At 65.7% G+C, this 25,828-nt stretch carries 19 protein-coding genes; 11 read left to right on the forward strand and 8 right to left on the reverse strand.

Annotated elements, in window-relative coordinates; genetic code table 11:
- Positions 1-134 precede the first annotated feature (134 nt).
- Positions 135-1,823: an MFS transporter gene (locus tag KEG57_RS41890; RefSeq protein WP_272422313.1), complete on the forward strand. Its 1,689-nt coding sequence runs from the start codon at positions 135-137 to the stop codon at positions 1,821-1,823.
- A gap of 47 nt (positions 1,824-1,870) precedes the next feature.
- Positions 1,871-2,368, forward strand: a complete 498-nt coding sequence (locus KEG57_RS41895; protein ID WP_272422312.1) for a DUF1269 domain-containing protein — start codon at positions 1,871-1,873, stop codon at positions 2,366-2,368.
- A 30-nt stretch (positions 2,369-2,398) separates the two neighbouring features.
- On the opposite strand, the gene KEG57_RS41900 is transcribed toward KEG57_RS41895, so the two are convergent.
- Complete coding sequence (locus tag KEG57_RS41900) at positions 2,399-4,492, reverse strand: amylo-alpha-1,6-glucosidase (protein ID WP_272422311.1); 2,094 nt, start codon at positions 4,490-4,492, stop codon at positions 2,399-2,401.
- A gap of 551 nt (positions 4,493-5,043) precedes the next feature.
- Here KEG57_RS41900 and KEG57_RS41905 point away from each other — a divergent pair.
- From KEG57_RS41905 to KEG57_RS41925, 5 genes are all read left to right on the forward strand, one after another.
- On the forward strand, positions 5,044-6,105 hold the full coding sequence (locus KEG57_RS41905) for a hypothetical protein (protein WP_272422310.1): 1,062 nt from the start codon (positions 5,044-5,046) through the stop codon (positions 6,103-6,105).
- Between the two features lie 8 nt (positions 6,106-6,113).
- Positions 6,114-6,809, forward strand: a complete 696-nt coding sequence (locus tag KEG57_RS41910) for a cellulose binding domain-containing protein (RefSeq protein ID WP_272422309.1) — start codon at positions 6,114-6,116, stop codon at positions 6,807-6,809.
- Between the two features lie 10 nt (positions 6,810-6,819).
- On the forward strand, positions 6,820-8,271 hold the full coding sequence (locus KEG57_RS41915; protein ID WP_272422308.1) for a serine/threonine-protein kinase: 1,452 nt from the start codon (positions 6,820-6,822) through the stop codon (positions 8,269-8,271).
- Between the two features lie 283 nt (positions 8,272-8,554).
- Positions 8,555-8,899 carry a hypothetical protein gene (locus KEG57_RS41920; protein ID WP_272422307.1) on the forward strand — a complete coding sequence of 115 codons (345 nt, stop codon included), beginning with the start codon at positions 8,555-8,557 and terminating at the stop codon, positions 8,897-8,899.
- 138 nt (positions 8,900-9,037) lie between these two features.
- Complete coding sequence (locus KEG57_RS41925; protein ID WP_272422306.1) at positions 9,038-9,592, forward strand: hypothetical protein; 555 nt, start codon at positions 9,038-9,040, stop codon at positions 9,590-9,592.
- Between the two features lie 57 nt (positions 9,593-9,649).
- Here the strand turns inward: KEG57_RS41925 and KEG57_RS41930 are convergent, their stop codons facing one another.
- Both KEG57_RS41930 and KEG57_RS41935 read right to left on the reverse strand, forming a co-directional pair.
- Positions 9,650-10,189, reverse strand: coding sequence for a hypothetical protein (locus KEG57_RS41930; protein WP_272422305.1), 540 nt, complete (start codon positions 10,187-10,189; stop codon positions 9,650-9,652).
- Between the two features lie 69 nt (positions 10,190-10,258).
- A complete protein-coding gene (locus tag KEG57_RS41935; RefSeq protein WP_272422304.1) occupies positions 10,259-11,455 on the reverse strand; it encodes a cytochrome P450 in 1,197 nt (398 codons plus the stop codon).
- Between the two features lie 159 nt (positions 11,456-11,614).
- On the opposite strand from KEG57_RS41935, the gene KEG57_RS41940 reads away from it, so the two are divergent.
- Together KEG57_RS41940 and KEG57_RS41945 are read left to right on the forward strand one after the other, a co-directional pair.
- The gene (locus KEG57_RS41940) at positions 11,615-12,220 is read left to right on the forward strand and encodes a TetR/AcrR family transcriptional regulator (RefSeq protein ID WP_272422303.1); all 606 of its coding nucleotides are present in this window, start codon (positions 11,615-11,617) and stop codon (positions 12,218-12,220) included.
- 284 nt (positions 12,221-12,504) lie between these two features.
- Complete coding sequence (locus tag KEG57_RS41945; RefSeq protein WP_272422302.1) at positions 12,505-13,770, forward strand: RCC1 domain-containing protein; 1,266 nt, start codon at positions 12,505-12,507, stop codon at positions 13,768-13,770.
- 27 nt (positions 13,771-13,797) lie between these two features.
- Here KEG57_RS41945 and KEG57_RS41950 read toward each other — a convergent pair whose 3' ends face one another.
- The gene (locus KEG57_RS41950; RefSeq protein ID WP_272422301.1) at positions 13,798-14,865 is read right to left on the reverse strand and encodes a right-handed parallel beta-helix repeat-containing protein; all 1,068 of its coding nucleotides are present in this window, start codon (positions 14,863-14,865) and stop codon (positions 13,798-13,800) included.
- Between the two features lie 344 nt (positions 14,866-15,209).
- Here KEG57_RS41950 and KEG57_RS41955 point away from each other — a divergent pair, with 344 nt between their 5' ends.
- Both KEG57_RS41955 and KEG57_RS41960 read left to right on the forward strand, forming a co-directional pair.
- A complete protein-coding gene (locus KEG57_RS41955) occupies positions 15,210-18,407 on the forward strand; it encodes a TonB-dependent receptor (RefSeq protein ID WP_272422300.1) in 3,198 nt (1,065 codons plus the stop codon).
- Between the two features lie 20 nt (positions 18,408-18,427).
- Positions 18,428-19,300 carry a hypothetical protein gene (locus KEG57_RS41960; protein WP_272422299.1) on the forward strand — a complete coding sequence of 291 codons (873 nt, stop codon included), beginning with the start codon at positions 18,428-18,430 and terminating at the stop codon, positions 19,298-19,300.
- Positions 19,301-19,674: 374 nt separating this feature from the next.
- Here KEG57_RS41960 and KEG57_RS41965 read toward each other — a convergent pair whose 3' ends face one another.
- The 4 genes from KEG57_RS41965 to KEG57_RS41980 all read right to left on the reverse strand — a co-directional run bounded on the left by KEG57_RS41965 (position 19,675) and on the right by KEG57_RS41980 (position 25,283).
- The gene (locus KEG57_RS41965) at positions 19,675-21,693 is read right to left on the reverse strand and encodes a sensor histidine kinase (RefSeq protein WP_272422298.1); all 2,019 of its coding nucleotides are present in this window, start codon (positions 21,691-21,693) and stop codon (positions 19,675-19,677) included.
- Positions 21,694-21,798: 105 nt separating this feature from the next.
- Positions 21,799-23,028: a GAF domain-containing sensor histidine kinase gene (locus KEG57_RS41970; RefSeq protein WP_272422297.1), complete on the reverse strand. Its 1,230-nt coding sequence runs from the start codon at positions 23,026-23,028 to the stop codon at positions 21,799-21,801.
- 68 nt (positions 23,029-23,096) lie between these two features.
- A complete protein-coding gene (locus KEG57_RS41975; protein ID WP_272422296.1) occupies positions 23,097-23,861 on the reverse strand; it encodes a hypothetical protein in 765 nt (254 codons plus the stop codon).
- Between the two features lie 312 nt (positions 23,862-24,173).
- Positions 24,174-25,283 (reverse strand): sterol desaturase family protein, encoded by a 1,110-nt coding sequence (locus tag KEG57_RS41980; protein ID WP_272422295.1) that lies wholly within the window; start codon positions 25,281-25,283, stop codon positions 24,174-24,176.
- Positions 25,284-25,828 lie beyond the last annotated feature (545 nt).

Consider the following 25,828-nt stretch of genomic DNA (forward strand, 5'->3'; position numbering starts at 1 on the left):
GCCTTCTTCGCCTCCGCGCGGAGGCCGCTCGATGCGCTCGTAAGCCAGGAAAAACCGGCCTTGCGACGGGCGCCGGCCAGCGTTACGAGCCGCGTGCGGCGGCGCTGCTCCGGAGATCGGAGGAGGGAAGAGGCATGGCCCCCGAGCCGAAGGATTTCAACCCCGGGCGTGGTGGCGACGCGAACGGGCTGAACGAGCTCGATGCCCGCGCCACGCGGTCGATGCTCGTGCCCCTTGCGCTGGCGCAGTTCCTCGCGAGCTACGACGCCTCGAGCATGAACGTCGCCATCAGCCGGATCACGGAGGACCTCGGGACGACGGTGACCGGTGTTCAGACGGTCATCACGCTCTTCACGTTGACCATGGCCGCGCTGATGATCCCGGGGAGCAAGCTCAGCGACCTCTGGGGACGCAAGCGCTGCTTCAGGCTCGGGATCGCCATGTACGGCATAGGCGCGCTCGTCACGGCGCTCTCGCCCGCGCTGGCGGTCATGATCACCGGTTTTTCGCTGCTGGAAGGAATCGGCTCGGCGCTCATGATTCCTCCGATTTACATCTTGATCACGGTCTCGTTCGCCGACCCGGTTTCGCGCGCGAAGGGGTTCGCGCTGGTCAGCGCCGCTGGAGGGCTCGGCTCGGCCAGCGGGCCGCTCATTGGCGGGTTCCTCACGACGACGATCACCTGGCGCGCCTCGTTCCTCGCCGAGGCATTGACCACCCTCGTGATCCTCTACGCGAGCCGTCGGATTGTCGAGCCCAAAGCCGATCTTCCGAAACGCGAGTTCGACCTCTTGGGCGCTGTGCTGTCCGCGGCCGGCCTCGCCCTCACCGTTATCGGCATTCTCCAAGCGGGAACGTACGGCTGGCTCCGCGCGCGCAAGGATTTCGTGATCGGCGCGGCCGTGGTCCTCGCGCGAGGAGACGTCTCGCCGGTCGTCCTGTTCACGACGATGGGTATCACGCTGCTCGTGTTTTTCTTCCTGCATGTGCGGCGCCGGGAGCGCTCGGGCAGACCGCTCTTGTCGACGAGGCTGTTCGAGAGCCGGACCGTGAATCTGGGGCTCGTCACGCAGCACGTGCAATGGTTCATGATGATCGGCACGTTCTTCGTCGTGTCCGTCTTCTTGCAGGTCAGCCGGGGGTACGACGCCATTCGAACCGGCGTCCTCGTGACGCCGGCGACGCTCGGGATCCTGATTGCATCCACGCGAATGGAGAAGATGACACGAAAGTACCCCCAGCGCTCGATCATTCGCGCTGGATTCGTGACGGCTCTTTCGGGCATCGCCCTCTTGCTCTTGCTCGTCGACGCCACATCCAGCGTCCTCACCTTCATCCCCGGGCTCTTTTTGATCGGGTTTGGCGCGGGTATCATGCTTACGGCGTCGGTCAACCTCGTGCAGTCGAGCGTACCGGACGAGGACCAGGGCGAGATCTCCGGCATCTCGCGCAGCGTGTCGAATCTCGGTTCGTCGCTCGGCACCGCGATCGCCGGCGCGGTGCTGATCTCGGCCCTCCACGCCGGGATTGCCTCTCGCGTCGCCGAGAGCACGGTCCTGTCCGCGGGCGAAAAGCAGCGGCTGTCCGCGGCGCTCGAACACAGCGTCAGCGCCGTGAGCGACGCGGAGGTCCGCAAGGCGCTGCAGGGCAAACCCCAGGCCGTCGTGGAGGAGGTGACCAGGATCAATGCCGAGGCCCGGGACCGAGCGATGGGTCTGGCTTTGGCAGCGGTGGGCCTGTTCGGTTTGATCGGCCTCACCGCAGCGGTGTTTCTCCCGGCGAACGCCGGGCGCCCTCGTCCCGGACGTGCCTCGACGAAATGAAGATCGGGCACGGCCGTTGCTTTGATGAGCCTCGAAAGGAGCACGTCATGAGCGATCTGGTTGTCATCGCATACCCGGACGAACACCGCGCAGCCGAGGTCATGCTGGCCATCAACCGAATGAGCAGCGAAAACCTCGTCGATCTCGAGGACGCCTGCTATGTGACCAAGGGGCCGGAAGGAAAGGTCCGACTCCACCAGAGCAAGGATCTCACGGCTGCCGGCGCGTTGTCGGGCGGATTGTGGGGTATGTTGATCGGCCTGTTTTTCCTCGCCCCCGTGTTCGGCCTGGCCGTTGGAGCGGCGACCGGAGCGCTCACGGGCAAAGCATCGGACTATGGGATCGACGATGCCTTCATGAAGCGGCTCGCCGAGCAGATGAAACCAGGGAGCTCGGCGATCTTCACGCTCACCCGCAAGGTCACGGCCGACAAGGTCATCCCCGAGCTCGCCAAGTACGGCGGAACGGTGCTGCGGACCTCGCTCTCCAAGGACGCAGAAGAGAAGCTCGAGGCGGCGCTGCAGCAGGGCCAGAAGGCCGCATGACCGCGCGCTGCCTCGGCGGGTAGGAGGCCATCAAGCTGCCTTCCGGAGCGCCTCCCTCTCGGCGAGCCAATCCCGAAGCACATCCATGGGCGTCCGGGCGTCCGGACGCTCCGCGTGGACATCGGCGGGCTCCCATCGCCCTGGGACACGGCGAACCGAGAGCGAAGCGATGTTGTCCGGCAGGGCGGGCGCCGATGTCAGCTCGTCGCCCTTCGGCTCGAGACCCAAAAGGACGCGGATGGCGAGCAGGGGCGCTCCGGAGGCCCAGGCCTGCGGGCTCGACGCCGTGGGGTACTCGACGGGGAAGCCGGTCCTTTTACGCTCGTACCCGGCGAAGACCTCGGGCAGGCGAAAGCGGAAAAACCTCGCGGCGTCGAAGAGAGCCGTACAGATGCGGCTGGCTTCCTCGCGATAACCATGACGTGCCAGGCCCGCGGCGATGATGGCGTTGTCGTGGGGCCAGACCGTACCGTTGTGGTATTCGATCGGGTTGTACCCTGCTTCGCCGTCGGCCATGGTGCGGACACCCCAGCCGGAGAAAAGCGCCGGGCCCATGAGGTGGCGGACGATCGACTCGACCTTGTCGTCCTCGACGATCCCGCTCCACAGGAGGTGTCCGATATTCGAGGTGAGACTGTCGACCTTGCGCTTTCGCCCATCGAGCGCGAGCGCGAAGAAGCCTCGCTCCGGAATCCAGAAATCTCGATTGAAACGCGCCTTGAGGTCGGCCGCCTCGCTCTCCAATCGCTCGGCGAGGGCTGGATCACGGAAGATCGATCGTGCGAGTCGCGCACACCGGATCTTGGCGTCGTACGCGTATCCCTGGAGCTCACAGGTCGCGCGCGGCCCCTCCGCGAGCGTGCCGTCCGCGAACAGGATCGAGTTCCAGGAGTCCTTCCAGCATTGGTTCTCGAGGCCGGTATTGGCCCTCCGCTCGTATTCGATGTACCCGTCTCCGTCGCGGTCGCCATACCGGTCGATCCAGTCGAGCGCGGCGCGCGCGACCTTTTCCAGCCGGCGTACGAGCGCCGCGTCGCCGGTCCATCGCTCGTATTCGTCGAGCAGGATCAGGAAGAGCGGCGTCGCGTCGGCGGTGCCGTAATAGGGCGACTGTGGTCGCTCGGCGAAGGCGGTGAGCTCCCCGAAGCGCAGCTCGTGCAGGATCTTCCCCGGCTCCTCATCGCGGAAATCGTCGCATTCGCGGCCCTGCCGCCCGCCGAGCACGACGAGCGAGGTTGCGGCGAGCTCGGGGAGGAAGGGCAGCGCTTGATAACTGGTGATCAGGCTGTCGCGGCCGAAGAGCGCCATGAACCATGGCAATCCGGCGGCGGGAAGCGCGTATTGCGGGAAAATGTCGGGGTAGGGGTAAAAGCGAAGCGCCGCGAGGTCGATGATGCTCCTCATGTACACCTGCTGGATGATGGGAGGCTCGCTGCTCACGAGCGGCACGCTCTCGATCCATCGCGTCACGTCCTCGCGCCGGTCTGGCCTCAGCCATTGCTGCGTCTTCGAAGGGTCGGCCGCCGTGACGTGGCCGGAAAGCGGGCGTACGGACATGATCGTCGTCCACGAGGATTTCGGCTGGATCTCGAGCTCGAAGACGAAACCGACCTCGCTCACCTCGGCGGGTTGGCTCGAGCCGATGAGGGTTTGCCGTACGAAGCCCTCTCGCCGGTAGCCGAGCAGGAGCTCGTGTTCCCGTACCTCGCGGTACAGTTCCCCCTTCTTGGCGAGCGCGTCCTTGACCTCGAACAGGTCGGCGAAGTCGGCAGCCGCGTCGATGTGGAGCTTGATCGCGATCGGCTTCGTGGAATGGTTGATGACCTCGATTTCCTCGCGGAAGCCTTCGCCTGCGTGACGGCGCCGGATGATCGAGACATAGGGATTCTCATAGATGCTCGCGGTGCGAGGGAACAGGAAAAACTGGGCAAAGTAATACTCCACGCTGTCCGCCGTGAGCACGTCGGGGGGCTTTCCATCGACGCGGAGAATCCAGCGCGAGAGGTGGCGCGTGTCCTTGTAGAATAGTCCGTGCGGCTGATCCGGCGTGGCGTCGATGTCCCCCGTTCGACTGGACGTGACGAACGTCGATCCATCGAGGATGCTGATCATGATCTCGGCCATGACGAACTCCCTTGGCGTTCCGGTTTTTCGCAGACGTACTTGATGCGCGTCGGGGAGGGCCGCAAGGCGCCATGATCCGGCGAAGGCGCCCTGGCGGAGGGGAGCGATGCGGAAAGGGGAGCGATGCGGAGGCGGGTTGTCCGACCCGACCTCGTCACGGCGGGCTCGGCTCGATCTGTCGCGCCCGCATCCTTTCACGGAAGCTGGAAACCGTTAGAGCAACATGCTCTCTGCATGCCGCCGAGTGACGAGGGGGCCGAGGCCCACGCCGCCCCGATCCCGCCTTCGCCACTGACGCTCCGCGCAACGTTCGCCGCTCAGTAAACAAAGATATTTTACCATGAACACCGTCGCGACGGACGAACCTTTCATGTACTGTACGTTCCGGCGATGGGGTTTTGCGGGGAGACAGACGCGGCGCTGCGCGTGATCGCAGCATCCGGAGGGGCAGCACCATCCTCCGGCGCGTGCTCTTCGCGGTCGGGCGGCCACGACCCTGCGTCGAGGGGTCCCGTCGACGAACCGCTACAGCTTCCAGGGGGGAGAGGTCAATGACCTGCAGCCGCAATCGCGTGTTCCCGTGGCTCGTGGCCGCCCTGCTCGTGAGCGCTGCGGCGCCCGCGGTCGCCGGGGAACCGCAGGGCCCGCCCTCCGCGCAGGACCTCTACGTGTCGGCGCAAAAGCTCTTCGATCAGGGCCATTTCGCCGAAGCGCTCGTCGGCTTTCGCCACGCCTATAACGCGTCGGGCAGCCCGAACGCGCGCATCATGATCGGCAATTGCCTCGTCGCGCTCGGAAGGACGGCCGAGGCCTACGAGGAGATGTCGGCGACGCTGCGCGAGGCCACGAAGCGCGCGGAGACCGAGCCGAAATATGTACCGACACGAGACGCCGCCGCGAAGCATGTCGCGCTCCTCGAGTCGAAGGTGGGAAAACTCGTCGTCGAGATCGCGGATCCCGCGGGCGTCGAGGTGACGGTCAATGGATCGCGCGTGCCGCCGGAAAAGTTCGGCGTTGCTTTCGCGGTGGACCCCGGGACGGTCGTCGTCGCGGCGACGCGCGCGGACGGGAGAGTCGCGCGGCAGGAGCAGACGGTCGAGGCGGGCGCGAGTGAGCGGGTTTCGCTGGTGTTCCCGGACGTCGGGCCCAAGAAGATCGAGCCGACGGGCCCCGTGCGCGTGGAGGGCCCGAAGCCGCCGGGCGGCGACGAACTGCGGACGGGTGGCGCGGTGCGGACGGCGGGGTTCGTCGTCGCGGGCATCGGCGTCGCGGGGATGGCGATCTTCGGCGTCACGGGGCTCATGGCCCGGAGCCGGTTCGCGACGCTCGAAGAAGAATGCCACGCGACGCGCTGTACCGATCTGAAATACGCCGACGTCGTCGACAGCGGCATGGCGCTGACGACGGCCGCCAATACCAGCCTCGCCATCGGTGCGGCGGGGATCGTCGGCGGGGGGCTCATGATTTTGTTCGGCGGGCCGTCGTTCGCTCGCCCTGCTGCGCGCTCGGCTCCTTCCGGCACGAGCATCGTGGCGCCCCAAAGCCCCGTCGTGGGCGCGGGCTTCACGATGTCGCCGGGGGGCGCGGGCGTCCACTGCACGGTCGCTTTTTAGGAGGGGGAATGCATTCGATCCGTAGGCGTGGTCCCGCGTCGTCTCCACGGCTCGTCGTCGCCGCCCTCGCGGCCTTCGGCAGCGTCAGCGCGTGTAGCTTCGATTGGGAGGGCTACGATCCGCGGCTTGCATCGAGCGGCGAGCCCGGGGCGACGGGTCCCTCCGCCGGCGGCGCCGGCGGAGATGGCGGCGCGGGGGGCGTGGGCATCGGTGGAATGGGCGGTGGTGGAGGGGGCGCAGGCGGCGCGCCCCCGACCGGCTTTCGCTTGCAGTACAAGAACGCCAATCCGAAGGTCGACGACATACAAATACAGCCGCATTTCAAGATCGTGAACGGCACCCAGGAGAACGTGCCGCTGAGTGACTTCGAGATCCGCTACTGGTTCACGCACGACGGCGGGGGGAGCTTCGTTTACGATTGCGACTTCGCCCCGTTCAACTGTATTCATACGTCGGGTGCGTTCGGCCACACGTCGGGCGTGAAAGCCGACACGTACGCCGCAATATCGTTCACGACCGACGCCGGTATCCTCACCGCCAACTCCGACAGCGGGGAGATCCAGGCGCGCTTGCACACGCAGAACTTCACGACCGTGAACCAGGCGGGCGACTACTCGTTCGATCCGACGAAGACCTCCTTCACCGACTGGGCGAACGTCACGCTCTATTCCAAGGGCGTCCTCGTCTGGGGAAACGAGCCTTGAGGAGCAGGCGATGGAGCTGCGGGGAGGGCGATACGAGATCCTGCAATTGATCGCATCGGGCGGAATGGCGACCGTGCACCTCGGGCGCGCCCTCGGCATGGGCGGCTTCGAGCGGCTCGTGGCGATCAAAACGATGCACGCGCACCTCGCGGACGAACCCGAATTCGTCGCGATGTTCCTCGACGAGGCGCGCCTCGCCGCGCAGATCCGCCACCCGAACGTGGTCGGTACGATCGACGTCCAACAGGACGATCGCGGCGTCTTCATCGTGATGGAGTACATCGAGGGGGCTTCCCTGCAGCAGCTCTTGCGCGCGCTGTACAAGCAGGGGGCCACGCTTCCGCTCGACATCGCGCTCCGCGTATTTCTGGACATGCTCGCCGGGCTGCATGCCGCGCACGAGCTGACCGACCCGCGGGGCTTGCCCCTCCACCTCGTGCACCGCGACGTCTCGCCGCAGAATGTCCTCATCGGCGTGGACGGCGTCGCGAGAATCACGGATTTCGGCGTGGCGCGGGCCGAGGCGCGTATCTCTACGACGCACGGCTCGCAGCTCAAGGGCAAGATCGGTTATATGTCGCCCGAGCAGGCCGGTCGATTGCCGGTCGATCGGCGGACGGACGTCTACGCAGCCGCCGTCTTGCTCTGGGAGCTCATGGCGCTCGAGCGGCTCGTCCGCGGCGACAGCGAGGCCGAGATGCTCGCGAAGGTCGTGGCGAGCGAGACGCCGTCCCCGCGCTCCGTGAACCCCGACGTGCCGGAGGCGCTCGACGCCGTGTGCATGCGCGGGCTCGAGAAGAATCCGGACGTGCGATATGCCACGGCGGCCGATTTCGCCGAAGCCCTGGACGACGCCGTCCGGAGCATGGGAATGAAACTCGCGACGCCGCGCGCCGTCGCGTCGTTCATCCGGGCCCAGGGGATCCACACGCCGCTCGTCGAATTGCGCTCGAAGAGCAGCGAGGAGGGCCAGGCCGCGCTCGTTCCGACACGAATCGAGAATCCGAGCTCCGGGCGCGCGCGGGTCTCGAGCCCCTCCGACGTGAAGGCGGCGGAGAGCGCGTCGGCCGTCATCGTGCCGCCGGAGGAGAGCCGGGGCAGGCGCATGCGGCCGGCGACGCTCGCAATGGCGGTCGTCGCGACTGTCGCGCTCGCCGCCGGCGCATTCTGGGGGCTTCGTCCTCCGCGGACAAACGAGGTCGCGCCTGCGGCGTCGTCGACACCGGCGCCGTCCATCGATTCCCCGGCGGCCGCGACGACGCCGAGCGCCGCCGCCGCGCCGCCGCCCCCGGCGAGCCCCCCCGAGGCGCCCGCTCCTCTGGCGACGGAGTCCGCGCGTGTGGCGCCCGCCTCGTCGAAGGCGGGAAAGAATACGGCGACGACGAAGCGTGATCCGAGCACGCCCGCGACGGCGACCGCGCGGGCTTCGGGCGGTCCGATGTATCGACCGCCGGAGCTTTAGCGTTTTTACAATCCCGCTTTCGCGCTGGCGGCTCGCGGGACGACAGCCGGGGCATTCCTTCCGTCTGCGTGTGTGAGGCACCGACCCCAATTTCACGTTCCGTAGAGGGCTTGCGTTGCCATCGGAGCTCCTGGTGCGGATCTCGGATGGCAATACAAAGCAGTGACTCGGGCGGAAACGATTCGTTCCGGGCGGGCTTTCTCTACGTCGCGGGCGGTCCCATGAACACGCCAGAGGTCATCGGCTCGTGGGGAACCATGCCTCGATCACAAGGAGAGAAGGTATGTCCATCCATTCCATGTCTCGAATCCTGAAGACCGGTTTTGGGCTCGCCCTGGTTGCGTCGTTCGCGATGATGAGCGGCAGCGCGCTGGCGCATCCCAGCCGTGATGGGGCAGCCGCGGAGGAAGGGACCACCGGGGAAGCTGCATCCGCCATCGATACCGGGATCTTCCGCTGCACCCTGGGGAGCGGGAGCGTGATGGGGTCGCTCCTGGTCAGGCCGGACGAGACGTGCAGGCGATTCACGACGACGCTGGCCGGTGCCTCCAATCGGTACTGTCCGCAGGGCGCCTGCGTCTCGTGTTATAGCCTCGCCCGGGATATTGGCTGTATTCTGGAAAACTGAGGCCAGGTCATACGAGCTCGCTGGCGGCGTCGAGGAGGGGGGGCGTGAAGCGTCCCCCTTCGGAACGAAAAAAGCTGGAACGTCGAGCGATTGTCGAGTTGATCGACATTCAGCGCACGATCGACCATGGAGGCGACGATGAGGAACACGCATCGCGCGAGGCGCGCCATCGGGGCCGGGCTCGCGCTCATGGGCATTTTTACACTCGTAGGCGGCTGTACGGCGATGGATCCTGCAGGCGGGGCAGGGGAGTCCGACGAGGGAGCGATTGTCGAGGCTGAAGAGAGGATCACGACCGGGGTCTATCAGTGCAGCATGGCGGGGGCACGGAGATCGTCCTTGATCGCGAATGAGGACGGGACGTGTACCCGGTACAGTACGCACATCGCGGGTGCGTCGGAGTTGTACTGTATGGGAGGCTCCTGCCAGTCGTGCTGGAACGTCGGGCGAAAGCTCGGCTGCCTCTCGGTGCGTACGGCCCGACTGCGGAATTACGTGACGAATACGCCCCGCGCCTATCGCTGTACGCTGGCAGGGGGGACCATCGTGGGGGCGCTCGTGGTTCGGCCTGACGCGACATGCTCGCGAATCCCGTCGTGGGTCGAGGACGCCAAGACGGATTTCTGCCTCGATGGGGTCTGTCCCTCGTGCTTCAGCCTGGGCCGTGACATCGACTGTCTGATGGACAATTGACGGCGAGGGGGACGCGAGACATCCAGGCACCTCCCCGCTGATTGCCACGCAAAGCCGTTACGACCAGAATCTCCACCAGGGACGCCGGGCTTTCGTGGGCGTCGGCTGAAGGCTGACGAAGTCGCAGCCGAACTCGCGGGCGTGGATGTCCATCTGGTTCGCGAGTTCGACCACGACTTCCAGGCCGAGCACGAGAGGTCGGGTGAGGACCTTGATTTGAAGCTGCCCGGTGCTGTCCTCCGAGACCTTGGCCTCCCAGTCTTCGTCACCACCAAGCTCGGCGGCGAGGGATGCGGCCGATTCTCGATCGCTCGAGACGAAGAGAGCTTCGAATCGCCCCCGCGTGCCTTCCTGCACCCCTTCGGCTTCCATCTTCGACCAGAGGGCCTCGGCGACCCGGAGATGCGCTGCCCGCTTTTCGTCGGCCTTCGCTTGGGCCTCGAGCTCTTGGAGGAGCAACCTTTTGGCCTCCTCGCCGGAGATCGGCTCGCCGAGCGTGATGCCGTGTGGCAGATCGGCGCTGTCCCGCTTCCCCGTAGCGACCTCGGCCGCGATCTTCAGTACTTCTTCCTTCTGCGCGTTCGATGGTGTTCCCATCCGGGAGTGCCTCCAGCGGCGGCCTCATAGCACGAGGGCGCGCGCCGATCGATCGGGCGGGAAGGCCATTCACCAGGTGACCGGGAACTCGTACATGCCGTACACGGTGGCGTCGTCCTTGAAAGACAGCTCCTCCTCGCGCACGGCAGGGCGTAGCTCGGGGATCCGCCGGAACAGTGTATCGAGCACGATTTGCAATTCGAGCCGGGCCAGGTTCTGACCGAGGCACTGGTGTGGGCCGAAGCCGAAGGCGATGTGGTTCCGGGCGCCACGTTCGACCTCGAGCTCGTCTCCGTTCTCGAAGACCTCCGGATCACGATTGCCCACGTTGGCCAGCACGACGACGCCTTCCCCGGCCCGGATGAGCACACCCCCGAGTTCCACGTCCTCGGTGGCGACCCGACCGATGCCGGCTTCCGCAATGGTGAAGTAACGCAAGAGCTCCTCGACGGCCGCCAGGGTTTTTTCGGGATCTTGCCGAAGGACCGCGAGCTTCTCGGGATGCTTCAGCAGCATCAGCGTGCTCAGCGAGATCATGTTCGCCGTGGTCTCGTGACCCGCGATCAAGAGAATGAAGGCCAGGTTGAGCATGGTCTCGTGATCGTAAGCACCCTCTTCGCGCAGCTTGACGATCTGGCGGCCGAGCAAGTCGTCGGTCGGATTCTCCTCCTTGTCGGTCACCAGCTTGTTCAGATAACCCACGAGCTCGAAGAAGGCGCCCGCCTTCTCTTCGATGGTCGGCGTACGACCCACCAGTTTGGCGGAGCGTGCCTGGAAAAACTCATGATCCGCGTAAGGCACGCCGAGCAGCTCGCAAATCACGAGCGATGGCACCGGCAGGGAGAGCGCCTGCACCAGGTCGACCGGGCGGGGCCCGGCCAGCATTGCGTCGATAGATTGGTCCACGATTTGCTGGATGCGCGGTGCGAGCGCGGCCATCCGCTTGACGGAAAACTCTCCCACCACGGCCCTTCGTGCAGCCGAGTGCTCTTGCCCGTCCATCTCGATCAGGAACGGCTTGGCAGTCAGGGGCGGCGGCGTTTTTTCGGTCAGGTGGGGGAAGCCAGGATTGCGCCGGCTGGCGCTGAACCGCGGGTCGGACAGGATCGTCCGAATGTCCTCGTGCCTCGTGACAGCCCAAGCCGTCGCGCCCGAAGGCAGCTTCACCTTGGCGATGGGCGCCTCTTTTCGGAGCTGTTGATGCTGCGCAGGCGGCGCGAAAGGGCAGGTCCTGGTGATGGCGAGCGGAATGGCGTCGGCAGTCATGGGTCCTCCTCGGTTCGAGATCCACACTAACCGATCGGTAAGTTCATGGCAAGCCGATCGGTCAGGATGTGACTTACCAAACGGTAAGTTGGATGGGCGGATCGGAAAGCATGCCGAACGACGAGGAGCGGGGTACTGTCTCGGTTCCCGAGGAGGGCCATGACTGCCGGCACCGCTGTCAACGACACGAGATCACGACTGCTCGCCACCGCGCTGAAGCTGTTCGGCGAACACGGGATGGAGGGCACGTCGATGCAGATGATCGCCGACGAGCTCGGCGTCACGAAGGCCGCCCTCTACTACCACTTCAAGTCCAAGGACGAGATCGCCGAGGCCGTGGCCGCACCCGCGTTGCAGGAGATGGATCAGATCCTCGATGAAGCGCGCACGAAACGGAGCCGGGGCGCGCAGATCGATCACGCGCTCGCCGGGTTCGTCGACCTCATCGTCCGCGAGCGCACGCTGGTCGGCCTGTTCAACAGCGACCCCGGGCTTCAGCGTCTCATCAAGCGGACGTTGCAGGCGCGGGACGAGGACCTCAAGACGAAATTGAGAACGGTGTTCGCCGGTGCCGATCCGGGCCTCGCCGACGCGATCACCGTGCACGTCATGTCCGCGGGGCTCGCGATGGCCGGCGGCGCTCCCGAGTTCGCAGGCGTCGACGACGATACCCTGCGCGAGCACCTGCTCGACGCGGGCAGGCGCCTGCTCGGCCGTCCTCGCCCAAAGCACCCAGGCAAAAGCCGGCTGCGTCTTCGCATCTGACCTCATTGCGGGGGCGCCGCGGTTGCATGAGCGCCGACCCTTCGGGTAGATTCCGGTCCTTCCTCATGAGAATGCGATCGCTACCCAGGGTGCTCGTCACGCTCCCGCTCGTCCTTTCGTGTGGAGCGACGTCGGAGTCCGCACCGAGACGCGTCGCTGAAGCGCGTCCCGCCGAGACCACACCAGAGCCTCGGACGTCGCCTTCGGCCCCCGCAACGCCTGCGGAGCCTTCGCCTCCGCCGGACGTACCGCCACCCTCGCCAAAGCTCGCTCCTCCGGGGCATGTGACGCGCGTCGTCGGCAACGACAATGATCGCGCCTGCGCCATCTTCGAGAACGGCATGCTCCAGTGCTGGGGTGGGCCCAACGCCTCCGGCCAGCTCGGCCGCGGCCATACCCGTGACGAAACGACGCCGGCCTGGGTCCAGGGCATTCGCGACGTGAAAAAGCTCGTGCTCGGCCGTTCCGCCACCTGCGCCATCGTCGGGTCGGGTGAGCTTTTTTGCTGGGGCAACGACCGTCTCCAGCAGGACTGGCATGGATACGTGACGAGCCCCGCCCGGGTCCCGGGGATCTCGAACGTCGTCGATGTCGCGGTGAGCGTCTGGCACGTGTGCGCCGTGGACGCCGCGGGAAGCGTATTTTGCTGGGGCAATAACCAGAGCGGGCAGCTCGGCCTGGGCGCGAGCGCGATCGGCACCGAAACGAAGCGGCCCACGCAGGTCCCTGGGATTCAGGACGCCGTGGGGGTGGTCGTGTCGGATAACACCACCCTGGTCTGGACCCGCGGCGGAGACGTCCTCCGGTGGGGAATGGCGAAAGACCTGACGCAGCCCGGGGCCGCGCCGGATCCGCGCAAGGTCGAAGGGCTCGCCGGCGTCAAGCGTGTCCGCATGTCGCACCATCAGGCCTGCGCGTTGCTCGCGACGAGTGAGGTGCGGTGCTTCGGCAGCGATACGCTCGCGTCTCTCGCGGCAGGCAAGGAGCACGACTACGGCCCGAAGGTAGCTCCGGTCGCGGCCAAGCTGAAGCTCCCGCCGCCCCGCAATCTGATCTTCCCCGATGGACGAGGGATCTCGGGGGTCGTCGACGTCGCGCCGTTCAACCATGACGCCACGGCCTGGACCGAAAAGGGGGAGGTTTTCTCCTGGGGGAGCGCGGAGCGCGGCACCGTGGGCCGGCCCCTCAGGACGAGAGGGTATTTCCCGCCGACCCGGATCCAGGGGCTCTCGGACATCGTCGAGGTGGCTGGCAGCTTCAAGCACCGCTGCGCTCTCGATAAACAAGGCAATGTCTACTGTTTCGGTGACGGCAACTCGGGGGGATTCGGGAGCGACGTGCAAAGGAGCTCGCCCTCGGGCGTGCTCGTCCCCGGATTGCCGAAGATCGTCCACATCGCGTCCAGCAGCTATTGCACGTTCGCGCTCGGCGAAGATCACTCCCTGTGGGGCTGGGGGAGTCTCCCGGGCAACGCATGCGGCATCGACGGTGGCGGAGAGAGAGTGACGAAGGCCCCGATACGGGTGCCGCTCGAACCGCCGAGCCCGTGATTCCTTCACGGGCGCGAGCCGGGCGCCTCAGTTGTCTGGACAAGCGCTGTTCGGGATGTTCAAGTCGCACCTCGTTCCCTGGCCCTGGTCGTTGACCACGTCCGTCGAGAAGACGTTCGAGTGCACCCGCGTCTCCGTTGCCGACCCCGTGATGTACACGCCGTTGTAGCCATTGCTTTCGAAGCGGTTGTTCTCGACGATGGTCGCGTAGGAGCCGAGCATCATGGCGCCGACGAGGCTCCCCTCGAAGCGGTTGCCCGAGAAGAGATGATCGTTGTTCCACGTGCCCGGGCCGTCCGAGGGGCCGAAGACCTTGACGCTGTAGAACGTGGCGAGGCCCAAGGTGTTATCGCGGAAGCGCCAGTGATTGGCATCCCTGTGGATCATGACGTTGAACGCGTTCCCGTAGAACGTCGACCCCTCGACGACCACCGAATACGCGCTCTTGCCGAAGAGCCCCACGGCGAAGCCCGAGACGCGGACGTTCTCGAGCCGAACGATATTGCCACCCGACACGTTGATTCCCGTGTTCCAGGTGCCGCCGCTCGCTCGGACGATCCACAGGTCCCGGATGACATTCTCGGAGACACCACTCGGGAGCACCGACTCGACGCTGAGCGCAGGCGCATGGTCGGGCAGATCCTCGAAGGCGAGTACGCCCTGGCCAGCGGGACCAACGCCCGCCAGCGTGAAGCGGGCCGGGATCTGGATCGGCTGATGAACCGTGCACTGCTCGTCGACGATGAGGGTCGCATTCGCGTGCACGCTATTCTTCACCTTGGCGAGGAAGCAGGGGAGGTTCTCGCAGCCAATCTCGCTCAGGAAGTAGAATCGCTCTTTGAAGAGGCCCGAAAGCCCGCTGGCGGGGATGGCCGGGCAGCTCGTGGTGTCGGCGACGAACGTGGCCATGGCGTCCGCATCGAAGCCCGTCAGCATGTCCGTGCTCGTTTGAGGGGCGGTCTGCGCGTGCGCGATGCCTTCGACGAGGTCATCGGACCATCGATAGGCAGCCGATGCCACGACGGAAGCGCATGCGACGAGCACGGCGGCGCGTACGGCGATGGGACGAGAGAGGATGCGGGACGTGATGCTCATGGTTGCGAATGCCTCGGGGGGAAGTCGAGATGGCCTCGATGGGGCCGAGGTCGGACAGCAATGACCATGCCGTGCGCATTTCCCCGCGCGTCGTGAAGAGGGGACGCCCATCGCCGATGCAAACTGTCACGTCCGTGCGACGGTCGTCGAAGCGGAGGTGTCACCGCGTCGTGTCAGTGTCACGCGCGCGTGACACCGGCGCTCGCGCGCCTGACGTCGTCGTCTCGACGCGCAGGCATGATAGGCTGCATCGAGCATGGTACGGGTGTTGCTCGGGGGGAGCGAGTCGACCGAATGCTCGAAGCAGAAGACTCCCTGAAGTGCACCAAAAATAGAGGATTGACATGCGCTTGATCTCCAGAGCCACACGATGCTTTCTCCTGGGAGCGACCTGCTTCGGGCTGCTCGTCGCGCCCCCCGCCTTCGCCGCTGGAAACTCGGTCTTGACCGGGACCGTCCTCGACGCGTCAACCAAAAAGCCGATCGCAAACATCGTTGTCACCGTGACCTCTCCCGCGCTGCAGGGCGAGCAGACCGTCGTGACCGACGCGGCCGGCAACTATCGCGTCCCTCAGCTCCCACCGGGCGAATACACGATCCGGCTCGACGGGGATCGGCACAAGCCCCTCGCGCGCGGCGGGATCACGCTCCGCACGAGCAGCACGCTCCGCGCAAACCTGGAGCTCATGCCGGACGAGCTGCGAGAGGAGATCGAGGTCGTCGCCAAAGCCCCGACGATCGACATCGGATCGACGACGACAGGCTTGATCGTCGATTCGGACCTTTCACATCGTCTCGCGGTGGCACCCCCGGGAGGTCGAGCGTCCGCCGTGCGATCGTTCGAGAGCCTCGCAGCGCTCGCGCCCGGCGCGCAGCCGACCCCCATCGGCTTTGCCATCAATGGCTCGTCGGCCCCCGAAAACCGATTCCAGATCGACGGCGTCTCCGTGGGCAGCGCGTCGGACGGCATCAACGATACGCCGCTTTCGCTCGAGTTCGTCCGGGAAGTCAACGTCGCCACGGGCGGATACATGCCCGAGTACGGACGAACGACCGGCGGCGTGTTCGATGTCGTCACGAAGTCGGGTGGCAACGAGTTTCATGGGTCGGTCTTCGGCAGCTTCACGCCGGGCGCATTCGAGGGACAACGAAAGCCCGTGCGCGCGGCGGGCACGGTGGTCGCCGTGGACCAGAAGCTCGGCGCAATGCGTGATTTTGGTTTCGAGCTGGGCGGACCCATCATGAAGGATCGTCTGTGGTTCTACGCGGGCTTGAACGTGGCCATGCAGGACCTCGACATCGTGCGCTCGCTCAACCGTTTGCGGTACGAGACGAACCCCGATGGATCCTTGGTGCTGGACGCGAAGGGCAACCCCATCAGCCTTCGCGATGAGTACGGATTTCAGCTCACCTCGCCCATTGAAGGAGGGACGCGTCGATACATCGCGTCCAAAGAGACGCTTCAATACATCGGCAAGCTGACCTGGCTCATCAACCCCTCGCACACGCTGACGCTCTCCGTGTTCGGTTCGCCCACGTCGTCCGGCGGTGATGGGCGCATCTCGCTCAACGGGGTCACGGGCACGACCACGACGATCAACACGAGCTTGCTGGAAGGAGAATACGCGGCCTTCGGACGGAAGGAAGAGCAGAGGATCAATACGGTTTCGCTCAAGCTCTCGTCGTCCTTCCTGAACAAGAAGCTCCTGCTCGACACGACGCTCGGATATCACCACGCCTACTCCAACCGCCTGCCGGTCGACGGGTCGGGGATCGGCAGCGGCCAGGGGCTCGATACCGTGCCCGGCATCTCGTGGACGCGGAGTAGCCCGCACACCATCGCCGATTTCGAGAATCTCCCGGCAGGGAGCGGCTGCGAGCCCAAGGGATCGACGAAGGTCATCTATTGCCCCGTGCGCGCCTACCTGACCGGCGGACCCGGGAACGTCAACGAATCCATCACGAACCGCTTTCAGGGTCGAGCCGTCCTCACGTACCTCTTGAACGCGCTCGGGCAACACGTCATCAAGGCGGGGATCGACCTCGAGGTGTCAAATAGCCTGTTCGCTCGGGCGAATACCGGAAACGTGTGGTTCTCGGAGACGTACGACGGCTCGGCCTGGCAGGTCTGGCGCATCGGAAACCTGACGAACCCGGACGACGTGTACGTGCCGAGTTTGCAGTCTCCCACGACGCACTCCACCATCGTCGGTGGGTTCGTGCAGGATAGCTTCACGTTCCTGGACCGGGTCACGGTGAATGCGGGCTTGCGGTACGACGCGCAGTTGATGTCGAGCAGCGAAGGGGTGGGCATGGTGCTGCCGAACCAGTGGTCTCCGCGCGTCGGAGCCATTTACGATCCCACCGGTCAGGGCCGGTCGAAGATCTTCGCCAGCTACGCGCGTTATTACGAAAACGTGCCCCTGGGCCTCGCCGAGGGCCTGTTCGTCCAGCGACCGTTCACCGTGTCCAATGTGTCGAAATCCGTGTGCGACCCGACCGATCCCACCAAGGTCGAGGCCTGCCTGGACCCGAAGAACCGCCTCACGATCGGGACGCCGTACTCGCCGAACCGGCAATGGGGTTTTTATTACGGTGATCGCGCGCCGGTGGATCCGGAGATCGAGGCGCAGTCGATGGACGAGATCTCGGCGGGCGGCGAGTACCAGGTCTTCGACGATGCGCGCGTGGGCCTCAACTACACGCACCGGTCGATCCATCGCGTCATCGAGAACATGAGCCGGGATGAAGGGACATCGTTTCTCGTGGGCAATCCCGGGCACGGCGCGGCCTCCGACTTCCCCGAAGCGCGACGTGATTACGATGCGTTGACGCTGTTCTTCCAGAAGTCGTTCTCCCAGGGGTGGCTCGCGCTCGCCAGCTACACGGCGTCGTTTCTCCGCGGGAACTATCCCGGGCTCGCCTCGGGCAACTATCCGTCCCCTCATACGCTTTCGGACTTCGACCTGCTCTCGCTCCTGCCGAACCGCGATGGCCCGCTCCCCGGGGATCGGCGTCATACGGCCAAGGTCTACGGCGCCAAGGAGTTCGCGCTCCCGAAGAACATTCGCATCAACATCGGAATGAGCTACACCGGCACGTCGGGCGCTCCGCTCGATGTCCTCGGCGCGCATCCCTATTACGGCCGGGGCGCCGCGTTCATCCTGCCGCGCGGTTCGGGGGGCAACTTGCCCTGGGTCCACAGCATCGATTCGAACCTCGCCATCGGCTACAAGATCAGCAAGGACAGCACGCTCTCCGTGAACGTGGACGTGTTCAATCTGTTCAATTTCCAGGCCGAGACGAGCCGCGACCAATCCTTCACGTACGGGTACGTCCGGCCCATCGAGGGCGGAACCGCGTCGGATCTGCCGGAGAAGGGCGAGTCGGCATGCGCCACGAGCGCTGGTTGCGGGTACAAACTCGTGAATTTCGAGGACGGCTCGCCCTTTGATCCCGCCAACCGAAACCCCAACTACGGCAGCCCCACATCGTACCAGAGCCCGAGGACGATCCGCATGGGCGTCCGGTTGACCTTCTGATCGCGTGAACGAGGAGACGAATGATGAATCGCCACGACTCCCTCAAGTCGATCGCCCTCGGGGCCTCTGCGCTCCTGTTCACGGCCGCATTCGGCACGTCGTGCGAGCAGCCGCCGATCCTGTGCGAGGTTGCGAGTGATGCCTATGCCGTGAAGTACTTCCCGAAAGAGGCCGGTAACGATTGCCTCATGCTGCCAGGGGAACGGGTGGGCATGTCCGTGTACAATCCGCCGAAGGGAGATGACAGAGAAATCGATGCCCTCCGGGCGACGGTCGCGATCCAGGCATCCTCGATGGGCGTTCTGGCGGACACGGCGAAGGCCACGGCGAGCGCGACGGATCCCGACCCGAACCACAAGCAATATTCGTTCGGCAATTACACGGCGCGGCCGGACGCGAACGATTTCTGCGCGGCCTCGGACCTCTCCGTCGCCGAGCAGCACATCCCGGAGACGGCCTACACGGACGCGGACGGCAATCCGGCGATCTATCCCGAGACGCGGCTCGCCTACGAATGGCGCGACGTGCGCGTGCACATGGCATTCGCGACGCCGGGCAACGCCGCGACAGGCGAGGTGACCATCACGCGGGAGAGCGAAGATCCCGTGACGGGCGCTCGCGAGACGTGCACCACGACATACATCGCGAGCGCGCTGTTCCCCGCCGTCGGTTGCGAGGCGGTGGACGCCATGGGTCAAGGGACGGGAATGCCCGACGACACGCGCTGCTGCGCCAAGGCCAATCCAGACCAGGGCAGGCCCTTCGGCTCCGGCATCCACCCCGATTTCAAGGTGAAGTGTGATCCAGCGCTGCTTCTATGCGCGCTCGACTGGAAGCCGGGGGAGTCCTTCCCGCCGCTCGGGACGAATTCATTTTGCGGTGACGGGGGCTGAGTCTCATCGAGGAGCGCCGCGCCGGGGCGCTGCCCCGGGCCCCGCGGGGGCTGTTCGCCCCTCGACCCGAACCAGGGCAAGCCCTGGACCTCAGGTGGAAAAACTGCGCGTAGCGCAGTTTTTCCAGCAGGCCGGTGGCAAGACCGCGAAGGCTCGTTTCACGCTGGTGACGTCGCCTGGTGAACCGCCAGCGCCGCGGTCTTGATGGGCAGGGTCGTCGTTGGTCTTGACCCGGCTCGTTCGATGAACTGCGCATCGCGCAGTTCATCGACCCCGGGTCCAGCGCTTGCGCTGGTCCGGGTCCAGGGGCGGACAGCCCCTGGTGGGGCCTGGGGCAACGCCCCAGCTCAGCGCCTCCCAGATGAGACCCATGCTCAGCCCACCGGGAGTCGCAGCACGAAGGTCGCTCCCTCTCCGAGCTGGCTCTCCACGTGAATCGTCCCACCATGGGACTTGACGATTCGCTGGGTGAGAAACAGCCCCAGGCCGAGCCCCCCGTACCTGCGCGACGATTCCGCCCGCTCGAAGCGCTGAAAGATGCGCGTAAGCGCGTCGGGGGCGATGCCGATGCCGTGATCCTTCACCTCGATGCGCACCTCGCCTCCCTCGCGAGAGGCGCGGATTTCGATGGGACGCCCAGCCCCGAATTTGAGCGCGTTCGTCAGGAGGTTGGCGAGCGCCTGCTCGATGCGGCCTCGGTCCCACCACGCCGTCAAGCCCGCCTCGACCTCGACCCGGAGCTCGCTCCCGACGTGGCTCGCATCCTCAGCGAAGGCGCCCGCCACCTGCTCCACCATCTCGACCACATCCACCCCGTCCCGGTGGATCTCCATCTGGCCCGTGGTGATGCGTCCCACGTCCAGCACGCGCTCGACGAGCTGACCTAGCCGCGCGAGCTGGCGCGACATCGCCCGGACTTTTTCGCGCGCGGATTCCGAGGCGCCCTCTCGGCGGAGCAGCGCGTCGAAGCTCTGCATGTGCAGGGTGAGGGACGTGAGCGGCGTGCGCAGCTCGTGGGCGGCCAGGACGATGAACTCGTTCCGCGCCTCGATGGCCTGCTCCGCCTCCGCGAAGAGGCGTGCGATCTCCAGCGCAATGCCGCACCGGCGAGCCAGATCCTCGGCCAGCGCGAGGACCGCTTTTCCAGCGAAGCGGGCTCGGTCATCACTCATGAGCACGAGCGCCCCCTGCACTTGCCCTTGGACCCGCAACGGAACGAGCACCGCCGTGCCTTCCGGGGTGCTCCAGCATTTCGATGTGGTCGGCAGCGGCGGCAGGTGACCCGTGAGACGCGCCTGCCGGGCGGCGCTCCACCCTGCCTGACCCATGAGCTCCGGCTTCTGCCCATTCTCGCGCGCAAGCCATACGGCAAAACCTGCGCACGCCCGTGGCACGACCAGACGGGCCACACGCGGAAAGGTCTCGTGGACATGGAGCGACGACGCGAGCACCGTGCCTGCCTCCACCAGCAAGTGCTGTAGCTCCTCCGTCCGCCATCGCTCCGCGACGACCGCGGCCAGCGTCAGGGCCGTCAGGCTGACGATCGCCAGGAACATCTGGAGGGCGAGCACCTTCTCGGGCAACGACGCAGCCAGGGCGCCGAAGGGACCTTTCCCCAGGGTGGTGTGCCAGAGCGCGACCATCCCCACCACGGCCGAGGTGCTCGCCGCGCCGATGGGACCCATGCGCAGCGCCCCCCACAGGACGAAGGGAAAGCTCACGTAGGCGAGCGAAGCGCGGACACCTTCGGGCGCGGGATCGCTGAAAATGGCGTGCGCGCCCAGCGCGGTCAGAGCCAGCATCCCCGAAAGCTCCGCGAGGCGGCGCCACCACTTCGGGCGAAGGCTCGCGGGCGTGCAGGTGAGCAGCAGCGGGGCAACCACGATGGTGCCGAGCCCGTCGCTCAGCCACCAGTTCATCCAGTCACCCAGGAAGGAAGAAGGCGCCCTCGAGAACGTGTAGCCGAGCGAGCCGAGGGTGGCGCTGGCAAGGGGGCTCAAAAGGCCTCCGAAGAGCAGCAACCCGGCGATCTCCCAGCGGCGGGCGAGCCGTATGTCGGTGCCCACGAAATGCCGCATGAGGCACGCGCCGACCACTGCGCGCAGGCAATTGGCCAGGCCCCACAGACTGGACACCCAGAGAGGTATGGGGAAGCCATGGACCAGGACCGAGGCGACCTCGGCGATGAAGACGGCGGAAAGCAGCGCGGGCCAACGCTGGGGTGGGCTCCGCAGCAAGGCGGCGAGGGTGAGCCCGCTCGGTAGCCAAAGCACGGAGCTCGGATGAGGCGGGAAGGCGAACTGGTTGGCGATCTTCGCCACCACGAAATACACGACCCCGAGCGTGAGGGCCTGGAACCATGTATCCCGGGTGAACGTGGTGGAGCGTCCCATCTTGCCCCTGCGCCGAAAGCCTATGCAACCGGCTCGAGAAACGCTCCCTGACACTTCAGCAGAGACGGGCCGATCGCTCCCTGACGCTCGCGCCGTGACGATTCGTCAATCGTCCGTGTAAATGGGTATGCTCAACCAGAAGCGCGCGCCTTTGCCTGGGGGTGACTCGACGGAGAGATTGCCGCCGTGGGCCACGGCGATGCGCTGCGCGAGGTAGAGGCCCATGCCGAGGCCGGTCGAGGTCTTGCCTGCATAGAAACGGTCGAAGATTCGTGGGAGGATTTCGGCGGGCACGCCTGGCCCCTCGTCTACCACTTCGACGCAGCCGATGTCGCCGTTGTCCAGATGTTTCTTGCTGATGGACATGACGACGGGGGAGCCTCGCGGCGAATGGCGGATGGCGTTGGAGACGAGGTTTTCGAGACATTGGCTCACGCGGGAGGGGTCGGCGCGGACGATGACCTCCTGGTCCAGTGCGGTGACGATGACCTCGTGCGTCGGCGTGGAGAGCGTGCGCGCGATGTCGGCGCATAACGCAGTGAGATCGACTGGCTGGAGGTCGAGACGGAAGACGCCCTGGTCGAGCCGCGCCACGTCGAGGATGTTCGAGATGAGCCGTGCCAGTCGCCCGACTGCGTTCAGGGCTGCTTCGCTGTCGCGCACGTCGGCTGCGCGTTGCTCTTGCTCGGCGCGACGCCGGAGCAGGTGCAGGCGGCCGCTGATGGGCGAAAGGAAGTTGCGTAGATCGTGGGCGAGCACCGTCATGAGCTCCTCGGCTACTGCGCGCCGCCCTTGCTCGACTGCGTTGCGCCCGATCTCCTGGACGAGCTCGGCGTGGTGGGCGATTGTGCCGACCCAGCGACCGATCGACACGACGAACCGCTCGTCGTCCTCGGTGAAGAAATCGCGCTTCAACGAGGCGACCATCAGCACGCCGCGAACTTCGCCGCCGAGCTCGATCGGGACGCCTACCTTCGATTGGATCTTCAGCGTCTCGCGGACGCCCTTCAGCTCGCCCGGATCCTCCATCAGCCGACCTGTGCGGAAGGGCGCCTTCGTCTCGAAGATTTGCACGACGCGCCCGCCGTTTGCGATTTGCAGGACGTCGAGCCCCACCTTCCGCTGCAGGCTCGAGAGCGGCTGATTGCTCGTGCCGATGGCGACGAGCGAGTTCTTCGTCGGATCGAGGAGGAACGCGTCTACTTTGTCGGCGTGCATTGCGTCGGCGACGGCGTCGCAGGCGAACGCGAGCGCCGTCGGGAGGTCGGCCGACGGGACTTCGAGCAGACGCTCGAGCGTGCGGAGCAAAAGCGCCTGATTGGGTTGCCCCGGCATACCCCGAACCTAGGGCCCTGGGGTCGCGCCTGCCAACACTGGACAGTCCCGTTCCGGGGACAAACCGGTCAGCCTGCTGGCGCGGCGGTCGTGCTCTCTTGGCTGTCGCTGCTCTTTGGCTTCAGCCGCCTCGATCCGAGTGCGGGCGCTCGTTCTTCCCAATCGTCCTCGTGGAAGTAATGGGCGACCACTTGAAGGCGCGCGTGGGCTCGAGCGAGCAAGGTGGCGAAGCGATTCCGAAGATCCACGGCCTCGGTCGGGCCCGTCGAGGGTTTGGGCGGGGCGTCCGCGGGCCGAAGGTTCGCGACGAGCCAGGAGCCGACCTCGGCGGCCTCGTCGATTTGCGCGACTGTCACGGGGTGCTTGCCGCTGATGGCCGCGGCGTGTTTGCGGAAGAGGGAGGCTAGGGACACGCAGTCCTCGGCGCGATCACGGACGCCGCGCCCGGCGGCAATGGCGTCGACCTCGGCCTGAGGGACGAGCCCATTCTCGGCGATGGCCTTGGCTGCGGACAGGAGTTTTACGCGCAGGTCACGCGCGAGGGATAGCTTTGCCAGAACCTGCGATTCGCTCGGCGCTTCTTGCGCGGCGATGAGCGCTGCGTATTTCGTGGCCAGGGCGAGCTCGGGCAGGGCGAGCAGGGAGGCGAGGTCGATCTTGGGCAAGTGCGTGGGAATCGCGGCCTGGTGGTCGTGGACGACCTTCATGCAGGTCGTGACGTTCACGAGGGCGAGATCGGGGTCGAGGCGATACGGGAGAATGTCGGCGGCGGGCAGGGCTTTCGCCGCGAGGAGATACTTGCCGTAGGCTTTCTGGAGATCGGGGTCGGCCATGAGGGGGGCTCCGGCTGGATGTAGGGATGAAGAGTGAGGGACTGTACATGGATGTTCGTTGGAGGCACAAGGGCTCGGGGGAGGGAAGGCACGAACAGAACGGGATCGGGGAGGGGGACGGTGGAGGGAGGGGGGAATGAAAGATGGTTTACAACTGGGGACGGAGGAGGGAAGGGGGAGTGAAAGATGGTTTACAGAGAGGGACGGTGGAGGGAAGGGTGAATGAAAGATGGTTTACAGAGGGGGACGGTGGAGGGAAGGGGAGATGTAAACCGGTTTTGCTTGGGGAGACTGTGAAGGGAAGGCGAAGGCTCAAACCAGGGTCATCACGACGAACGGCGTGGCGACGAGCCGCAGCGCCTCGACGTATTTCGCCCATGGGCGCCCCTCGAGGATGCCGCCGAGCCCGACGAGAGCGACGGCGACCCACGTGATGAACACGAATTGCGTCGCCAGCGGCCGGGGGTTCTGGTCGTTGGTGAAGAGGTAGCGCATCATCATCGCGATCGTGAGCCCCGTCATGGCCATCAAGTAAAGCGTCGCCTCGCGGCTGAGCTTCACGTCGTACTTGGGCCGATCGAGGCTGACCTGGGTGTCGGCCTTCGCCATGCTCTTCGGCCGCCAGCCGGGGGGCATGATCCAGACACCAAGCTCATCCAGGGAGTCCGGTGTACGCGACGCGCGTTCCATCGCACCGTCCAGCGGGGCCCACATGCAGTGGACCGGGTCGAAGGACGCGACCGGCTCGACCGTGCCGTACACCGGCTGCTCATCCTCCTCCGCGAACGTGCCGAACATGCGATCCCAGATGATCAGCATCCCCCCGAAGTTCTTGTCGAGGTAGCGGGGGTTGATGCCGTGGTGGACGCGGTGATGCGAAGGCGTGTTCAGCACCCACTCGAGCGGGCCGAGCTTGCCGACGAGCTCGGTGTGGAGGAGGAGCTGGTAGGCCGCGTTGATGGTGACTGCCGTGGCGGCCATCGCGGGGGGAAACCCGATGAACGCGAGAGGCAGGTAGAACGCACGCTCGAAGAACCCCTGCGTCGGGTGCTGACGGATCCCGAGGGTGAGGTTGTAGTCCTCACCCTGGTGGTGCAGCGCGTGCGAGGTCCAGGCGACATGCACGCGGTGCGAGAAACGATGAAACCAGTAGTAACAGAAGTCGACACCGATGAGCAGCCCGATCGACGCGATCGGCGAGGTTGCCTTGATCTCGAAGGCGGCAGAACGCTTGTAGATGAATTCGTAGGTGACCTGCAGGAAGCCAAAGAGGAGAACAGCGGGGGCGAGCTGCGCCATGCCGAGCAGCAAGTTCGACGTCGCGTCCGACACGCGAAAGACCTGCCGCCCACGCGTGCGGCCCACGTGCCATTCGAGCCCCATGGCGATGACGAAGAAGAACAACAGGAGCGCTTGAAGCACGGTGGACGAACTACCACACGCCCACTTCATCCTGTAGTAGGATGGCGCGCATCGTGGACCTGACCCGGAAGCACCCAGAGAAGCAGCCCCTCGGGCAGGCATGAAGACGTCCTCGTTCTTTTTCGATTACGTTTTTCCGGTCATCAAGGTCCTCGCCGTGGGTCTCCTGGGGAGGGAACGACGTATCGGCGTATGGGGAGCGCTGATTTTCTCCGTGATCCTCACGCCCATCGGAGGACTGCTCGTCACGCTGCTCTCCGGGCCTCGGCCGTCTTCGTCTGACGCCGAAGCGGTAGGGACCTCTCGCTAAACAACGGGAAGGCGCCGCGCTGGGGCTTTGCCCCAGGCCCCACCGGGGCTATCCGCCCCTGGACCCGGACCAGCGCAAGCGCTGGACCCGGGGTCGATGAACTGCGCGATGCGCAGTTCATCGAACAGGGCAACGTGCCCGTCGCCAGCGTGGACGCACCTCCATGGTCTTGCCACCGGGCTGTGGGAAGAACTGCGCATCGCGCAGTTCTTCCCCAAATGGTCCAGGGCTTGCC

The organism is Polyangium jinanense, from assembly GCF_028435365.1.

Coding starts and splice junctions, on each gene's coding strand:
- KEG57_RS41965 (WP_272422298.1), bottom strand. CDS start 21,693: ATGGGACGCTCCACCACGTTCACCCGGGATACATGGTTCCAGGCCCTC.
- KEG57_RS41910 (WP_272422309.1), top strand. CDS start 6,114: ATGCATTCGATCCGTAGGCGTGGTCCCGCGTCGTCTCCACGGCTCGTC.
- KEG57_RS41970 (WP_272422297.1), bottom strand. CDS start 23,028: ATGCCGGGGCAACCCAATCAGGCGCTTTTGCTCCGCACGCTCGAGCGT.
- KEG57_RS41975 (WP_272422296.1), bottom strand. CDS start 23,861: ATGGCCGACCCCGATCTCCAGAAAGCCTACGGCAAGTATCTCCTCGCG.
- KEG57_RS41895 (WP_272422312.1), top strand. CDS start 1,871: ATGAGCGATCTGGTTGTCATCGCATACCCGGACGAACACCGCGCAGCC.
- KEG57_RS41905 (WP_272422310.1), top strand. CDS start 5,044: ATGACCTGCAGCCGCAATCGCGTGTTCCCGTGGCTCGTGGCCGCCCTG.
- KEG57_RS41920 (WP_272422307.1), top strand. CDS start 8,555: ATGTCCATCCATTCCATGTCTCGAATCCTGAAGACCGGTTTTGGGCTC.
- KEG57_RS41900 (WP_272422311.1), bottom strand. CDS start 4,492: ATGGCCGAGATCATGATCAGCATCCTCGATGGATCGACGTTCGTCACG.
- KEG57_RS41940 (WP_272422303.1), top strand. CDS start 11,615: ATGACTGCCGGCACCGCTGTCAACGACACGAGATCACGACTGCTCGCC.
- KEG57_RS41935 (WP_272422304.1), bottom strand. CDS start 11,455: ATGACTGCCGACGCCATTCCGCTCGCCATCACCAGGACCTGCCCTTTC.
- KEG57_RS41950 (WP_272422301.1), bottom strand. CDS start 14,865: ATGAGCATCACGTCCCGCATCCTCTCTCGTCCCATCGCCGTACGCGCC.
- KEG57_RS41890 (WP_272422313.1), top strand. CDS start 135: ATGGCCCCCGAGCCGAAGGATTTCAACCCCGGGCGTGGTGGCGACGCG.
- KEG57_RS41960 (WP_272422299.1), top strand. CDS start 18,428: ATGATGAATCGCCACGACTCCCTCAAGTCGATCGCCCTCGGGGCCTCT.
- KEG57_RS41930 (WP_272422305.1), bottom strand. CDS start 10,189: ATGGGAACACCATCGAACGCGCAGAAGGAAGAAGTACTGAAGATCGCG.
- KEG57_RS41925 (WP_272422306.1), top strand. CDS start 9,038: ATGAGGAACACGCATCGCGCGAGGCGCGCCATCGGGGCCGGGCTCGCG.
- KEG57_RS41915 (WP_272422308.1), top strand. CDS start 6,820: ATGGAGCTGCGGGGAGGGCGATACGAGATCCTGCAATTGATCGCATCG.
- KEG57_RS41955 (WP_272422300.1), top strand. CDS start 15,210: ATGCGCTTGATCTCCAGAGCCACACGATGCTTTCTCCTGGGAGCGACC.